1 protein-coding gene (only partly in view) is annotated in these 18,273 nt (G+C 69.6%); it reads left to right on the top strand.

The window, feature by feature from the left end:
- Positions 1–192: 192 nt before the first annotated feature.
- Positions 193–18,273: the beginning of a non-ribosomal peptide synthase/polyketide synthase gene (locus ACFWFP_RS23575; protein ID WP_379298387.1), read on the top strand. 25,995 nt of this gene lie beyond the right edge of the window; 18,081 of the gene's 44,076 nt are visible here — the first part of the coding sequence; its start codon is at positions 193–195; its stop codon lies off the right edge, out of view.

Below are 18,273 nucleotides of genomic sequence, written 5' to 3'. Positions count from 1 at the left end.
GGAGGGTCAGGTGCATGGTCTCGGCCGTGTAACGAGACCAGCCTGGGTGACAGATAGTGCCAATGGACATTTTTGCCTGATTGATTCGAGAACTGAACCCGAGACGCGGGCGCCACGCTTATTCAGGTGGGCGCTCGCGTTCCGGTGTCGTCGGGGAGCGCCTGACCGGGTGTTCCGGAAGCGAGGTTTGGGTTGGACCGGCTGGATTTCGGCGGAAACGGCGAAACTGGTGACGGACGTGGAGGCTCCTCGGAGTACTTCCCGCTTTCGCCCGCACAGCTGGGTATCTGGTACGCGCAGCACGTCGACCCTCAGGTGCCGATCAATATCGCCCAGTACGTCGACCTGCGTGGACGCCTCGATGTCGCCGTGCTCGAGCGCGCGAGCGCCGACGCGGCCACCGACCTCGAATCGGGCTGGTTGCGCATCGTCGAGGTCGACGGTGAGCCGATGCAGACCATCGACCCCACTCAGGACGCGACGCTGATCTATGTCGATCTGCGCGGGGAGGCCGACCCCGAAGCGGCCGCCGCCGCGTGGATGCGCGCGGAGTACAGCCGCCCGCTCGACATCGTTCGTGATCGCCTCGTCCAGGCCGCCGCGATCCAGCTCAGCGACGACCGCTGGTACTGGTATGCCCGCGTTCACCACATCGTGCTCGACGGGTTCGGCGCCAACAATTTCGTCAACCGCACGGCACAGCTGTATACCGCCGAGGTCACGGGCACTCCGGCCCCGCCGAACAAAGCCACCGATCTGCGCGCGCTCTACGAGTCCGAGCTCGTCTACCGCGACAGCACCCGTTTCCAGTCCGACAAGCAGCACTGGGCCCAGCGCGTAGCGGGCCTGGAAGAGGGCAGCAGCCTCACCGGCCGCTCGGCCCCGCCCTCGCCGGTCAACGACGTCACCAGCGCGGCGCTGAGCACCGCCCAGGACGAGCTGCTCACCGCGGCGATCGCCCGCCACGACAGCACCGCCGCGCCGCTGCTGATCGCCGGTTTCGCGGCGTACCTGGCCCAGATCACCGGCACCTCCGACGTCATCCTCAGCCTCCCGGTCACCGCCCGAACCACCGCGGTGATGCGTCGCTCCGGCGGCGTGACCTCCAACATCGTCCCGCTGCGCCTGCGCGTCGGCCACGACACCACGGTCGCGCAGCTGCTGCGTTCGGTGACCACCGAGGTCTCCGGCGCCCTGCGTCACCAGCGCTACCGGCACGAGGACATCCGCCGTGATTCGGCGGGTGAGGGCATGGTCGCCACGGAGTTCTTCGGTCCGTGGGTCAACATCATGCTGTTCGACAATCACCTGAGCTTCGGTGACATGGAGGGCACGCTCAACGTGCTGTCCACGGGCAGCATCGAGGACCTGGGCGTCAACTTCTATCAGTCGCACGGTGGCACCCGTTCCCACATCGACTTCGAGACCAACCCGAACCTGTACTCGGCCGCCGACGCGGCAACCCATCACGGCCGGTTCCTGGAGTTCTTCGACCGGTTCCTGGCCGCCGACGCCGAGCTGCCGGTGTGGAACCTGCCGGTCACCGGCGCGGCCGAGCTGGAACGCTCGCTCACCGAGTGGAACGACGCGGCGCACGAGGTCCCCGCGACCACCCTGCCCGCGCTGCTCGACGCGCAGATCCCGCTGACCCCGGACAGCATCGCCCTCGACTTCGACGGCGAGACCCTCACCTACGCCGAATTCGGCGCGAAGGTGAACCGGCTGGCCCGTTTCCTGATCGCCGACGGCGTCGGCCCGGAATCTCTCGTAGCGCTCGGCATGCGCCGCTCGCTCGATCTCGTCATCGGCATGCACGCGGTGCTGCGGGCCGGTGGCGCGTACGTGCCGATCGACCCGGATCATCCGGCCGACCGCACCGCCTACATCCTCGAGTCCGCGGCACCGGTCTGTGTCCTGACGACCTCCGGCGACGACCTCGACCTGCCCGATACCGTCGCCCGCGTCGAGATCGATCGACTCGACACGACCGGTTTCGACGCCACAGCTCTCACCGACGCCGATCGCCTGTCCCCGCTGCGCCCGGACAACACCGCCTACGTCATCTACACCTCGGGTTCCACCGGTCGCCCCAAGGGCGTCGCGGTGACCCACCACGCGATCGTCAACCAAGAGCTGTGGATGCTCGACGAGTACCGGTTGACCGCCGACGACGTGTACCTGCAGAAGACCGCCACCACCTTCGACGTGTCGCTGTGGGGCTACTTCCTGCCGCTGATGGTCGGCGCGAAACTGGTCATCGCGAGCCCCGACGGCCACCGCGACCCGCTGTATGTCGCGGACATGATCGAACGTCACGGCGTGACCGTGACGGACTTCGTCCCGTCGATGCTCACCGTCTTCGTCTCACACGCCACGCGGGCTCAATGTGCTTCGCTGCGTGCGGTGTTCGTCATCGGTGAAGCGCTGCCCCCGGAGACCGCCGCGGGTCTGCGCGCGATCTCCGACGCCGGCCTGCACAACCTGTACGGCCCGACGGAGGCCGCGGTCTCGGTCACCTACTGGGAGGCCACCGAAGCCGACACCACGCAGGTGCCGATCGGTATCCCCGAGTGGAATGTCGAAGTCTACGTCCTGGATTCGCGCCTGCGCCCGGCCGCGATCGGCGCCCCCGGTGAGCTGTACCTGGCCGGTCGGCAGCTGGCCCGCTGCTACCGTGGCCGCCCCGACCTGACCTCGGACCGCTTCGTCGCCAACCCCGTCGGCGCCCCCGGCGAGCGCATGTACCGCACCGGTGACCTGGTGCGCTGGAACGCCGACGGCGTGCTGGAGTACATCGGCCGCACCGACTTCCAGGTGAAGTTCCGCGGTCAGCGCATCGAGCTCGGCGAGATCGAGACCGACCTGCTCGCGCACCCGAGCGTCAGCCAGGCCGCGGTGCTCGTGGTCGATACCGCGACCGGTCAGCAGCTCGTGGCCTACATCGTGCCCGCGCCGGGCCAGTCCGCCGACCCGGCGACGCTGACGCGTTTCGTGTCCGAGAAGCTGCCCGCCTACATGGTGCCCGCGTCGATCATGGTGCTCGCCGCGTTCCCGCTCAACACCTCGGGCAAGCTGGACCGCAAGGCGCTGCCCGAACCCGTCTTCACCGCTGCCGCAGGCGATTTCCGCGCACCGCGGACCCCGGCCGAGCAGATCGTGGCGGGCATCTTCGGCGATGTGCTGAGCCAGGAGCGCGTCGGCGCCGACGACAACTTCTTCGAACTCGGCGGCAACTCCCTGGTCGCCACGCAGGTCGTCGCCCGCATCGGCGCCGCCTTCGGCATCCAGCTCGGTGTGCGCGCGCTGTTCGAGACCCCGACGGTGGCCGGACTCGCCGCGCGGGCCGAAGCCGTCACCCCCGCCGAGGTCTCCGCGCGTCCGCCGCTGGTCGCCCAGCCCCATCCCGAGCAGGTGCCGCTGTCGCTGGCCCAGCAGCGGATGTGGTTCATCAACCAGTTCGACCCCACCGCGCCGACCTACAACCTGCCGTTCGTGGTGCAGATGAAGGGCCGCGTCGACGTCGACGCGCTGATCGCCGCGCTCAATGATGTTGTGGTGCGCCAGGAATCGCTGCGCACGATCTTCCCCGACGCCGACGGCGGCTTCCAGCACGTACTCGGCGCCGACGAATTCGACCTCGGCATCGCGGTGACTCCGATCGACCAGTCGCGGCTGCGCGAGGAACTGATCGACTTCGCCTCCACCGGCTTCGACGTCACCCTGGAACTGCCGATCCGCGTGCAGATCTTCAAAGTGGTCGGCGGAACAACCAACGGCACACCGGAATTCGCGGTCGCATTCGTCGTGCACCACATCGCGGCCGACGGTTTCTCCTTCGGCCCGCTGGCCCGCGACGTCGCCACCGCCTACCTGGCTCGCGCCGCGGGCCAGGCTCCGGCCTGGCTGCCGCTGCCGGTCCAGTACCGCGACTACACCCTGTGGCAGCACGAACTGCTCGGCGCCGAATCCGACCCGGCCTCGATGGCCGCGCGTCAGCTCGACTACTGGAAGAGCGCCCTGGAGGGCCTGCCCGACCAGCTCGACCTGCCCAGCGACCGCCCGCGCCCGCAGCAGCAGAGTTTCCGCGGCGCGCGCGTCGGTTTCGAGATCGACGCGCGCACCCACGAACAGCTCGCCGCCGTGGCCCGCGCCAACGGCGTCACCCTGTTCATGGTGGTGCACGCCTCCCTCGCGGTGCTGCTCGCGCGCCTGTCGGGCACCACCGACATCGCCGTCGGCACGCCCATCGCCGGTCGCGGTGAGCAGGCCCTCGATGACCTGATCGGTATGTTCGTCAACACCCTGGTGTTGCGTTCCGACGTCGACCCCACGCAGCCGTTCACCGAATTCCTCACCCGCACCCGCGAAACCGACCTGAGCGCGTTCGCGAACGCGGATGTGCCGTTCGAGCGGCTCGTCGACGTGCTCAACCCGTCGCGCTCGCAGGCTCGCCACCCGCTGTTCCAGGTGGTGCTGTCGTTCCAGGAGATGTCGCACGGCACCCTGGAGCTGCCCGGTCTCACGGTCACGGCCGACGAGGTCGAGGTCGACATGGCCAAGTTCGACCTGCAGTGGACCCTCACCGAGGAACGCACCGGCACCGGCTCGCTCTCGGGCATGACCGGCGTGCTCACCTACGCCATCGACCTGTTCGATCAGTCGACCGTCGAAGAGCTGCTGCTGCGCTGGCGCCGCGTGCTCGACGCGATCCTGGCCGACCCGGCTGTCACCGTCGGCGCGATCGACGTGCTCGACGATGCCGAACGCACCGACCTGGTCACCCGCTTCGGCGCCCCCGCCGCGGTGGCCCGCACCCTGCCGCAGCTGATCGCCCAGGCCGCCCGCGACACCGAGGCGACCGCCGTGGTGTTCGAGGGGACCGCGGTGTCCTACGGCGAACTCGATCGTCGCTCGAACCAGTTGGCGCGCTTGCTGATCGAGCAGGGTCTCGGCGCCGAGGACTTCGTCGCCGTCGCCGTGCCGCGTTCGCTGGAGTCGGTACTCGCGGTGTGGTCGGTCGCCAAGACCGGTGCCGCGTTCGTGCCCGTCGACCCGAACTACCCGGCCGACCGCATCGCCCACATGATCACCGATGCCGGTGTGTCCGTGGGTATCACGGTCACCGGTGAAGCCGATGAGCTGCCCGATTCGGTGCGCTGGCTGGTGGTCGACGACATCGACCTCACCGGCATCTCCGATGCCCCGCTGGCCCCGCGTGAACTGGTCCGCCAGACCGATCCCGCGCAGCCCGCGTACCTGATCTACACCTCCGGTTCCACCGGTGTGCCCAAGGGCGTCGTGGTCACCCATGCCTCCGTCGCCAACTTCTGCGCCGAGCAGATCGACCTCTACTCGCTCGACTCCACCACGCGCGCACTGCACTTCGCCTCGCCCTCGTTCGACGCGTCGGTGCTGGAAATGCTGCTCGCCATCGGTCGCGGCGGCACGCTCGTCGTCGTCCCGCCGGGGGTGTACGGCGGTGAGGAACTGCGCGACATCCTCATCACCGAACAGGTGACGCACGCGTTCGTGACCCCGGCCGCGCTGGCCACCTTCGACGCCCGCGGCCTCGATCACCTGCGGGTGCTCGCCGCCGGCGGCGAAGCGGTCCCGCCGGAACTGGTCGCCAAGTGGGCCGTGCGCCTGCCCGACGGAACTCGGCGCATGCTGGGCAACGTCTACGGCCCCACCGAGACCACCATCGCGTCCAACCTCAGCGAAGGGCTGATCCCGGGGGAGCGGGTCGTGATCGGCGGCCCCATCCGCGGCGTCCACACGCTGATCCTCGACGACCGCCTGCGCCCCGTGCCGGTCGGTGTCGCGGGTGAGCTCTACATCGGCGGCGTCGGCATGGCGCGTGGATACCACGCGCGCGCCTCGCTGACCTCGGACCGTTTCGTCGCCAACCCCTACGGCCCCGGTGAGCGGATGTACCGCACCGGTGACGTGGTGCGCTGGACCGCCGACCGCAATGTGGAGTACGTCGGCCGCTCCGACTTCCAGGTGAAGGTCCGCGGTTTCCGTATCGAACTAGGCGAGATCGATTCCGCGCTCGCCTCGCACGACACCGTCGACTTCGCGGTCAGCATCGGACACAAGAACAAGGGCGGCAGCACCTCGCTGGTGTCCTATGTCGTGGCGGTGCCGGGCAGTTCGATCGATATCGCCGAACTGACCGATCATGTCGCGCAGCGTCTGCCCGCGTACATGGTGCCCTCGTCGATCATGGTGCTCGCCGCGGTCCCGCTGACCGTCAACGGCAAGCTCGACCGGCGCGCGCTGCCCGCGCCGGTGTTCGAGGTGCGCGAGTTCCGCGCCCCGACCACTCCGATCGAGCAGATCGTCGCGCAGATCTTCGCCGACGTGCTCGAACTGGGCCGGGTCGGCGTCGAGGACGACTTCTTCGAACTGGGCGGCAACTCGCTGATCGCCACCCAGGTCGCGTCCCGCATCGGCATCGCCCTCGACACCCGGGTCCCGGTCCGCATGCTGTTCGAGGCGCCCACGGTGGCGGCGCTGGCCGCTCGCGTGGAGTCCCAGGCCGGTGACGGCGCGCGCAAGGCGCTGGTCGCCCGCGAACGTCCCGACCGGGTGCCGCTGTCGCTGGCGCAGCAGCGCATGTGGTTCCTCAACCGCTTCGACACCGCGTCGGCGGTCAACAACATCCCCGTCGCGATCCGGCTGTCCGGCGACCTCGACGTGGCCGCCCTGCAGGTCGCGGTCATCGACGTGATCGACCGCCACGAGTCGCTGCGCACCGTGTTCCCCGACTCCGGCACCGGCCCCGTGCAGGTGGTCCTCGACGCCGCGCAGATCGTGCCCGACCTCACCCCGTACCGGGTGACCGAGGACAACCTCATCGATCATCTGATCGATCTGGCGTCGATGGCCTTCGACGTGACCAGCGAAGTGCCGCTGCACGCACGGCTTTTCGAGGTGTCGGAATCCGAGTACGTGCTCGGCATGGTGGTGCACCACATCTCCGCCGACGGTTGGTCGATGGCGCCGCTCTCGCGCGATGTGATCATGGCGTACGCGGCCCGCACCTCGTGGGAGGCGCCGACCTGGGCCGAATTGCCGGTCCAGTACGCCGATTACTCGCTCTGGCAGCGTGAGGTCCTCGGCTCCGAGGACGATCCCCAGTCGCTGATCTCCTCCGAGATCGCCTACTGGGCAAAGGAGCTCGCGGACCTGCCCGACGAGCTGGTGCTCCCGGCCGATCACCCGCGCCCGCCCGCCGCGTCCTACCGGGGCGGCACGTACTCCTTCGTCATCGCGAGCGAAACCCAGCGCGCCCTGGTCGAATTGGGCCGCCGCTACAACGCCTCGCTCTTCATGGTCATGCACAGCGCCCTCGCGGTGCTGCTGGCCCGTGCCAGCGGCACCAGCGATATCGCGATCGGTACCCCGGTCGCGGGCCGTGGCGACCAGGCGCTCGACGACCTGGTCGGCATGTTCGTCAACACCCTGGTGCTGCGCTCGCAGGTCGACGGCGCCACCCCGTTCGCCACCCTGCTCGCCCAGGCCCGCGAGACCGATCTGCAGGCCTTCGCGCACGCCGATGTGCCGTTCGAGCGCCTGGTCGAGGTGCTCAACCCGGCCCGTTCGCAGGCACGCCACCCGCTGTTCCAGGTGATGCTGTCGTTCCAGAACAACAAGCAGGCCACGCTGCAGCTGCCCGGCCTCGCGGTGAGCGGAATCGACTACGACCCGCAGCTGGCCAAGTTCGACCTGCAACTCACCCTCACCGAGGTCCAGGACACCGACGGTGACGTCGGCGGCATGGCGGCCGAGTTCTCCTACGCGCTCGATCTTTTCGACGAATCGACGGTCGCCGCGTTCGCCCGCAGGCTCGACAACATCTTCGCCGCGGTCGTCGCCGATCCGGAGGTGTTCGTCGGCGACATCGATCTGCTCGCGCCCGAGGAGCACGCGCAGGTCCTCGTCGACTGGAACGACACCGCGCACGCTGTCCCGCACGCGACGCTGATGTCGCTGTTCGACGCACAGGTGGAGCGGACCCCGGACGCCCTCGCCCTGGTCTTCGAGCAGGAAGAACTGTCCTACCGCGAGCTGCAGGAGCGGGCCAACCGCATCGCCCGCCGCTTGATCTCCGACGGTGTCGGGCCCGGCGACCAGGTGGCACTGGCGATCCGGCGCTCCACCGAGCTGGTCGTCGCCATGTACGCGGTGCTGCAGACCGGCGCCACCTACGTGCCGCTCGACCCGGATCAGCCCGCCGACCGCATCGGCCACATCCTCGAGACCGCGCAGCCGCGACTGGTGCTCACCAGCCGCCGCGACGCGTTCGAGGCCGACGGCGTCACCGTGCACGCGGTCGAGAACATCTTCTCGCCCGCCGACTTCAGCGGTGCGCCGATCACCGATGCCGAACGCGTGCAACCGATTCGGGCCACCAATACCGCCTATGTGATCTTCACGTCCGGCTCGACCGGCCGTCCCAAGGGCGTCGCGGTCGATCACGCGGCGATCGTCAACCGCCTGCTGTGGATGCAGCACGAGTACCCGATCGACGCCGCCGACGCGGTTCTGCAGAAGACACCGGCCACCTTCGACGTGTCGGTGTGGGAGTTCTTCTGGCCCTTGCAGACCGGCGCCCGCCTGGTCGTCGCCAAGCCCGACGGCCACCGCGACCCGGTGTACCTGGCCCAGATCATCGCCGAACGCGACATCAGCACCGCGCACTTCGTGCCCTCGATGCTGTCGGTGTTCGTCTCGACCCTGGGCAGCAACGGCAACGGTGACGCGGTGCGCCTGCGTCAGGTGTTCGCCTCCGGTGAGGCGCTGCCCGCGCCCACCGCGCAGCGCCTGCGCGAGCTGACCGGCGCCCGCCTGCACAACCTGTACGGGCCCACCGAGGCCGCGGTCGACGTCACCTATCACGAGGTCGTCGACGCCGATGTGGAGTCGGTGCCGATCGGCCGCCCGGTGTGGAACACCCGGGTGTTCGTGCTGGATTCGCGCCTGCACCCCGTAGCTCCCGGTGTCGCGGGAGAGCTCTATCTGGCGGGCGATCAGCTGGCTGTCGGCTACCTCAACCGGGCCGACCTGACCTCCGATCGCTTCGTCGCCAACCCGTACGGGGCGGCGGGCTCGCGCATGTACCGCACCGGCGACCTCGTCACCTGGACGGCGGTGTCCGGCGAGAACGGTCTGACCTACGGCGAACTGAACTACCTGGGCCGCACCGACTTCCAGGTGAAGCTGCGTGGTCTGCGGATCGAACTCGGTGAGATCGAGGCGTCCCTGCTGGCTCAGCCGGGTGTCGCGCAGTCGGTCGTCGTCGTGCGTTCCGACGCGCACGCCGGTGACCAGCTCGTGGGCTACCTTGTGCCAGAGGCGGAGACGGCCCTCGACGTGGCCGCCGTGAAGGCGGGCATCACCACCGAACTGCCCACCTACATGGTGCCGTCGGCCCTGGTCGTGCTGGATGCCTTCCCGCTCAACGCGTCCGGCAAACTCGACCGGAAAGCGTTGCCCGCGCCCGTGTTCGAGGCGAAGGTGTTCCGTGCGCCCTCGACCCCGATCGAGGAGATCGTCGCCGAGATCTTCGCCGATCTGCTCGGCGCCGAACGCGTCGGCGTGGACGACGACTTCTTCGCCCTCGGCGGCAACTCGCTCGTGGCCACCCAGGTCGCGGCGCGCCTGAGCGCGGCGCTCGACGCCGAGGTCGGCGTGCGCACCCTGTTCGAGGCGCCCACCGTCGGCGCGTTGGCCGCCCGCGTGGAATCGCACGCGGGCACCGGTCTGCGCGCCGAGCTCACGGCCCGCCAGCGCCCCGAGTACCCGCCGCTGTCGCTCGCGCAGCAGCGCATGTGGTTCCTGAACCGCTTCGACGTCGCCGACACCGGCACCTACAACATCCCGGTCGCGGTCCGCCTGCAGGGTCTGCTCGACCTGCCCGCGCTGCGCGGCGCGGTCGCCGACGTGGTCGCCCGCCACGAGACCCTGCGCACGGTCTACCCGGTGTACGTGACCCCCGAGTCGGGGCGCGCCGCCATGGCCGACGGCACCGCCTACCAGAAGGTGCTCGCCGCCGCGGGCTCGATCCCGGAGCTCGAGCTGATCGAGGCCGACGAGACCGATATGGCGGCCTCGCTCTACGAGTTCGCCCGCCGCGGTTTCGACGTCACCGCGAACGCGCCGGTGCGCCTTCGGGTCTACGAACTCGGCGAGCGCGAGCACGTGCTGGTGATGTTGGTCCACCACATCGCCGCCGACGGGTTCTCGCTGCGCCCGCTGGTGCGCGACCTGATGACCGCCTACGTGGCCCGCACCGCGAACACCGAACCCGGCTGGCCGCCCCTGAACATCCAGTACGTCGACTACGCGCTGTGGCAGCGCGAGATCCTCGGCGACGAAACCGATCCCACCTCGCTGATCTCCGAGCAGCTCGAGCACTGGCGCGGCGCGCTCGCCGACCTGCCCGACGAACTGCGCCTGGGCCACAAGTCGCGGCCCGCGCAGGCCAGCTATCAGGCGGGCACGCACCGCTTCGAAGTGCCGGGCGAGCTCGTCGAGGCATTGAACCGGGTCGCCCACGAGCACAGCACCACCCTGTTCATGGTGGTGCACAGCGCTTTCGCCGTGCTGCTGTCGCGCCTGTCGGGCACCCCCGACATCGCCATCGGCACCCCGGTCGCGGGCCGCGGTCAGCAGGCCCTCGACGACCTGGTCGGCATGTTCGTCAACACCCTCGTGTTGCGCGCGCAGGTCGACCCGGGCGCCACCTTCACCGAGTTGCTCGGGCAGGTCCGCGAACACGACCTGGCCGCCTTCGCGCACGCCGACGTGCCGTTCGAGCGCCTCGTCGAGGTGCTCAACCCGGCGCGCTCGCAGTCGCGCCACCCGCTGTTCCAAGTGATGCTCTCGTTCCAGAACCTGGGCCGCACCACCCTGGAACTGCCCGGCCTCACGGTCTCCGAGCTGGGCATCGACCAGCACATGGCGAAGTTCGATCTGCAGCTCGCGCTCAGCGAGGTCCCCGCCGATGACGACAGCCACATGGATGCCGAACTCGTCTACGCGACAGACCTTTTCGACGCCGGCTTCGCCGCGACCTTCGGCGCCCGCCTGCTGCGCGTGCTCACCGCCGTCGTGGTCGACCCCTCGGCTCCCGTCGGTGACATCGAACTGCTCGACTCCGCCGAGCGCGCCCTGGTGCTCGATCGCTGGAACGACACCGAGTTCGCCGTCGACGCCGCGCTGAGCACGCCGAGCGACGACGAACCGGCCACTCTCCACGCGCTGTTCGAGGCTCAGGTCGCCCGCACCCCCGACGCGATCGCGCTCACCTTCGAGGGGACGAGTCTGTCCTACGCCGAGTTCGCGGGCCGCGTACGTCAGCTGGCGCGCTGGCTCAAGGACGCCGGCGTCGGCCCGGAATCGTATGTCGCACTGGGTATGCGGCGCTCGATCGACCTGCTGGTCGGCATGTACGCCGTGTCGGCCGCCGGTGGCGCGTACGTACCGCTCGACCCCGATCACCCGGCCGAGCGCATCGAGCACATCCTCGAGACCGCGCAACCGGTCTGCGTGCTCACCTCCGGCGAGAGCCTGCCCGCGGCCGCCGGTCGCGAGGTGCGCATCGACCAGCTCGACCTGTCCGGGCACTCCACCGAGCCGGTCACCGACGCCGACCGGCACCGCCCGCTGCGCTCGGACAACACCGCCTACGTCATCTTCACCTCCGGTTCGACCGGTCGCCCCAAGGGCGTCGCGGTCAGCCACGCGGCGATCGTCAACCGCCTGGTGTGGATGCACGCCGCCTACGGTCTCGCCGCCGACGATGTGGTGCTGCAGAAGACCCCCGCCACCTTCGACGTGTCGGTGTGGGAGTTCTTCTGGCCCTTGCAGGTCGGCGCGCGCCTGGTCGTCGCCAAGCCGGACGGGCATCGCGACCCGGCCTACCTGGCCCGGCTGATCGTGGCCGAACAGGTCACCACCGTGCACTTCGTGCCGTCGATGATGGCCGTGTTCGTCACCGAACCGCTGGCCGCCGAGTGCGTCTCGCTGCGCAATGTGTTCGCCTCCGGCGAGGGGCTGCCCGCGCCGACCGCGCAGCGTCTGCGCGAACTGACCGGCGCCGCGTTGCACAACCTCTACGGGCCCACCGAGGCCGCGGTCGACGTGACCTATCACGAGGTCACCGATGCCGACATCGAGACGGTGCCGATCGGCGCTCCGGTGTTCAACACCCGTCTGTACGTGCTGGATTCGCGACTGCGACCGGTTCCGGTGGGTGTCGCGGGTGAGCTCTACCTCGCGGGCGTGCAGCTGGCCCACGGGTATGTCGGTCGCGCCGACCTGACGATGGACCGCTTCGTCGCCGACCCGTTCGCGGGTGGCGAGCGCATGTACCGCACCGGCGACCTCGTCACCTGGACCGCCGACGGCGAGCTGGAGTACCTGGGCCGCACCGACTTCCAGGTGAAGCTGCGCGGTCTGCGGATCGAACTCGGCGAGATCGAGTCGGCGCTCACGGCGCTGCCGGAGATCGCCCAGTCGGTGGTCGTGGTCCGGGCCGACGAACACACCGGCGATCAGCTGGTCGCCTACCTCGTCGCGCAGAACGACGCCACCGTCGACACCGACGCGGTGAAGGACGCACTCGGCACCGAGCTGCCCGTCTACATGGTGCCCGCCGCGTACGTGGTGCTGAACGCGTTCCCGCTCAACGCTTCCGGCAAGCTCGATCGCAAGGCGCTGCCGTCGCCGGTGTTCGCCACGCGTACCTTCCAGGCGCCGGTCACCCCGGTGCAGCAGATCGTCGCCGCCACCTTCGCCGAGGTGCTCGGCGCCGGTCAGGTCGGCCTCGACGACGACTTCTTCGAACTCGGCGGCAACTCGCTGGTCGCCACCAGGGTCGCGGCCCGGCTGTCCGAGGCGCTCGACATCCAGGTGCCGCTGCGCGCGCTGTTCGAGGCGTCGACGGTGGCCGCGCTGGCGGCTCGCGTCGAAACGCACACCGGTCGTGGTAACCGCGTCCCGTTGGCCGCGCGCCCGCGGCCCGAGCTGGTGCCGCTGTCGCAGGCGCAGCAGCGGATGTGGTTCCTCAACCGCTTCGACAACCGCACCGCGGTCAACAACATCCCCGTCGCGATCCGTCTCACCGGCGACCTCGATGTCGCCGCGCTCGAGTCGGCCATCGCCGACGTGGTCGCCCGGCACGAGTCCCTGCGCACCTTCTACCCGGCAGCCGATGTCGCCGCGGGCGCGGTCGAGGAAGGCGCCGGCTACCAGCAGATCCTGTCCGCCGACGAGGTCCGTTTCGCGCTGGCCGCCCAGCCGGTCGCCGCGAGCGACGTGGTGGCCAGGGTGGTCGAACTGGCGAGCGTGCACTTCGACGTGACCCGTGAGGTCCCGTTCCGCGCGAGCCTGCTGCGCGTCGACGACCGGAACCACGTGGCCGTGCTGGTCGTGCACCACATCAGCGGTGACGGGTTCTCGCTGCGTCCGCTGCTGCGCGATGTCGTCATCGCCTACACCGAGCGCACCCGCGGCGAGAATCCCGCCTGGACCCCGCTGGAAGTCCAGTACGCCGACTACACGCTGTGGCAGCGCGAGGTCCTCGGCGCGGAGTCCGATCCCGAATCGGTCGCCGCGAGCCAGCTCACCTACTGGACCGAGCAGCTGCGTGACCTGCCCGATCAGCTGGAGCTGCCCGCCGATCGGCCGCGGCCCGAGGTCGCCACCAATGCTGGTGACCTGCACCGCTTCTCGGTCGACGCGCACCTGCACCACGCGCTGACCGAGATCGCCCGCGCCCACGGCGTCACCCTGTTCATGGTGATGCACGCGGCACTGGCCACCTGGGCCGCGCGCCTGTCCAACAGCACCGACATCGCCATCGGCACCCCCATCGCCGGTCGCGGCGAGCGCACGCTCGACGACCTGGTCGGCATGTTCGTCAACACCCTGGTGCTGCGCAGCGAGGTCGACTCGAGCACGAGTTTCAGCGATCTGCTGGATCAGGTCCGCAAGGTCGACCTGTCGGCGTTCGCCAACGCCGATGTGCCGTTCGAGCGCCTCGTCGACGTGCTCAGCCCCGCCCGTTCGCAGGCGCATCACCCGCTGTTCCAGGTGGCGCTCACCTTCGAAGCGGCCACCGCCGCCGACGCGGGCACCATCGCACTGCCCGGTCTCGATCTCGAGGTCGTCGACTTCGATCCGGGCACAGCGAAATTCGACGTGCAGCTCACCGTGGGCGAAGCCGCCGACGGCTCGCTGGCATTGTCGTGGAACTACGCCACCGATCTGTTCGACGCCGAAACCGTCGTCGCCTTCGGCGACCGCCTGGTCCGCATCCTGCGCAGCGTCGCCGAGAACCCCGACGTGATCGTCGGCGATATCGACCTGCTCGGCGAGGCCGAACAGCGTGATGTCGCGCAGCGCTGGGTGTCCTCGGGCGTCGACGCCATCGGCCTGCCGGTCATCCACGACGCCAGCACCCCCGCCGGCTACCGGCGCGGCCTGTTCGGCAACAAGCACACGACCCTGGTCGACCTGTTCGACGCCGCGGCCGCCGCCTACCCCGACCGCATCGCCGCCAAGTTCGGCATGGAATCGCTGACCTACGGCGAACTCGATCGCCGTGCGAATGTGCTGGCACGCAGGCTGATCGACGATGGCGCGTGCCCGGAATCGCTGGTCGCGGTGATCCTGCCGCGTTCGCTCGATCTCGTGGTCGCGCTGCTCGCCGTCGTCAAGACCGGCGCGGGCTACGTGCCCGTCGACCCGACCTACCCGGCCGAGCGCATCGCCTACGTGCTCGAAGACTCGCGCCCCACCAGCGTGGTCCTCGACTCCACCGTCCAGGTGACGGTGCCCGAGCACCTGCCCTCGGTGGTGCTCGACGGATTCGCCGTGGAAACCGGCAATATCGAAGACGCCGACGACGCTCCGGTCACCGACGCCGACCGGCTCGCCCCGCTCTCGCCGGACAATGTCGCCTACGTCATCTACACCTCCGGCTCGACCGGCCGGCCCAAGGGTGTGGCGGTCGCGCACCGCAATGTGGTGCGCCTGTTCGCCAACACCGATCGCGACTTCGGCTTCGGCCCCCGCGATGTGTGGACGCTGTTCCACTCCTACGCCTTCGACTTCTCGGTGTGGGAACTGTGGGGCCCGCTGCTGTTCGGCGGCTCGCTGATCGTCGTCGACTACTACACCTCGCGTTCGCCCGAACAGTTCCTGGAACTGCTGCGCGTGGAACAGGTGACGGTGCTCAACCAGACACCGTCGGCGTTCTACCAGCTGGCCGAGGCCGACCGCAACGCCGGACCGGGTCTGGAACCGCTCGCGCTGCGCTATGTCGTGTTCGGTGGCGAGGCGCTCGAGCTGCGCCGCCTCTCGGAGTGGGTCGCGCGCCACGGTGACAGCTCGCCGACGCTGGTCAACATGTACGGCATCACCGAGACCACGGTGCACGTGTCGTTCCGTGCGCTCGACGCGAAAACCATTGCCGCCGCGGCTGGTTCGGTGGTCGGCCGGGCCATCGCGGGTCTGGGCGTGTACGTCCTGGACAACCGGTTGCGTCCCGTGCCGGTGGGTGTGGCGGGCGAAATGTATGTCGCCGGACCGCAGTTGGCGCGCGGCTACCTCGGTCGCCCCGACCTGACCGCCACCCGCTTCGTCGCCAACCCGCTCGCGGGCCCGAACCAGGGTGGCTCGCGCCTGTACCGCTCGGGCGACCTCGCGCGCTGGAACCGCTTCGGCGAACTCGAATACCTCGGGCGCGCCGACGATCAGGTGAAGGTTCGTGGCTTCCGGATCGAGCTCGGTGAGATCGAAGCCGCCGTGCTCGCGCAGCCGGGTATCGCCCAGGCCGCGGTCATCGTGCGCGAGGACCAGCCGGGTGACCAGCGGATCGTCGCCTACGTGGTCGCCGAGGGCGATTTCGAACCCGACCTCGAGACCATTCGCAGCGGCGCGGCCGAACAGCTGCCCGCCTACATGGTTCCGGTGGCGCTGGTGCGCCTCGAGTGGATCCCGCTGACCGTCAACGGCAAGCTGGATCGCCGCGCGCTGCCCGCTCCCGCGGTGCAGGCGCGGGCTTTCCGCGCACCCGTCACGCCGGTGCAGGAAGCCGTGGCCGCGGTCTTCGCCGATGTGCTCGGCCTGGACCGGGTCGGCGTCGACGACGACTTCTTCGACCTCGGCGGCAACTCGCTCATCGCCACCCGCGTGGTCGCCCGCATCGGTGCGGCGCTGGGCGCGACGGTGCCGGTGCGCGCGCTGTTCGAAGCCTCCACCGTGGAAGCCCTGGCGACACGGGTGGAATCGCACACCGGCGGCACCGCCCGCGCGGCGCTGGTCGCCCGTGAGCGCGCCGACGGGGAACTGGTTCCGCTGTCGTTCGCGCAGCAGCGCATGTGGTTCCTCAACAAGTACGACACCACCTCGGCCGCCTACAACCTGCCCGTCGCGATCCGCCTCACCGGTGAACTCGACACCGAGGCGCTGTCTTTGGCGCTGGCCGACCTGGTCCGCAGGCACGAGTCGCTGCGCACCCGCTACCCCGAACACGGCGGCACCCCGGTGCAGCAGATCGTTGCGGCGGAACGCATTTCACTGGACCTGCGTCCGATCGCGGTCTCGCAGGACGACCTGTTCGAGACCGTCACCGAGTTCGTCTCCGCCGGTTTCGATGTGGCCGAACAGGTTCCGATGCGCGCGCGGCTGTTCCGGGTCGCCTCCGCTGACAACGGGGTCCACGGTGTGCGCTCCGGGAGCGAGTCCGAGTCCGCCGGTCGTAAGACCGACACGGATCAGGCCGGTCGTGGTGCAGGTGCCGGGCACGTCGATGGTGGCGCCGCCGAACACGTCTTGGTCGTGGTCGTGCACCACATCGCCGCCGACGGTTTCTCGATCGCACCGCTGACCCGCGACGTGATGCGTGCCTACACCGCCCGCGCACAGGGCACCGCCCCCGGCTGGACGCCGCTGCCGGTGCAGTACGCCGATTTCGCGATCTGGCAGCGTGCGGTGCTCGGCACCGAGGATGACGCCGATTCGCTGATGTCGCGCCAGGTCGGGTATTGGCAGCAGCAGCTCGCCGGTGTCCCCGACGAGCTGACCCTCCCGTTCGACCGGCCGCGTCCGGCCATCGCCTCGCTGCGCGGCGCCACCGTGCACCGCGAGCTCTCGCCCGAGCTGATCGCCGAGCTCGACGAGGTGGCCCGTCGCCAGGGCGCGTCGCTGTTCATGGTCATGCACACCGCCCTCGCGGTGCTGCTGGCGCGCCTGTCCGGCTCCGATGACGTCGCCATCGGCACCCCCATCGCAGGCCGCGGTGAGCAGGCCCTCGACGACCTGGTCGGCATGTTCGTCAACACCCTCGTGCTGCGCACCGGTGTGCGCCCGGCCGAGTCGTTCACCGACCTGCTCGAGCAGGCCCGCAAGACCGACCTCGACGCCTACGGCAATGCCGATGTGCCCTTCGAACGCCTGGTGGAACTGCTGGCGCCCGAGCGTTCGCAGTCGCGCAACCCGCTGTTCCAGGTGATGCTGGCCTTCCAGAACCTGGACCGCACCACCCTCGAACTGCCCGGCCTGGCCGTCTCCGCCCTCGATCTCGACGAGAGCGTTGCCCGTTTCGACCTGCAGTTCACCCTCTCCGAGCTGGGCGAACCCGGCCACGGCGGGATGGCGCTGGCACTGAACTACGCCACCGAACTGTTCGACGAGGACACCGTCGCCACCATCGCGACCCGCTGGGAACGAGTGCTCGAAGCGGTGGCCGCCGATGCGTCGGTGACTGTCAGCGCGATCGATGTGCTCGATGCCGCCGAGCGGGCCGACCTGGTGTTCCGGGTCGGCGAACCGCCGGTGCCCGCGCGCACCCTGCGCAACCTCATGGCCGACGCTGTCGCCCAGAACCCGACCGGTACCGCCGTCGTGTTCCAGGGGGCCGGTGTTTCCTACGCCGAGCTCGACGAACGCTCGAACCGCTTGGCGCGCTTGCTGATCGCCGAGGGCATCGGCGCCGAGGATCTCGTCGCGATCGGCGTTCCGCGATCGGCCGACTCGGTGCTGGCAGCGTGGGCCGTCGCCAAGACCGGCGCGGCTTTCGTCCCGGTCGACCCGACCTACCCCGCCGACCGCATCGCCCACATGGTCACCGACTCCGGTTCGCCGCTGGGCATCACTGTCGCCTCTGTGCTGGGCGGACTGCCCGACATCGCACCGCGTGCCGCGGCCGGTCGCGCGTCGGGTGGAGCCGAATCGGAAACAAGCCCTGGCGGCTCGGCC

It is taken from the genome of Nocardia sp. NPDC060249, from assembly GCF_042728755.1.
Classification (GTDB): Bacteria; Actinomycetota; Actinomycetes; order Mycobacteriales; family Mycobacteriaceae; genus Nocardia.
Note: the sequence above shows the minus strand (reverse complement) of the source record. Positions and strands in the feature narration are given on the sequence as shown.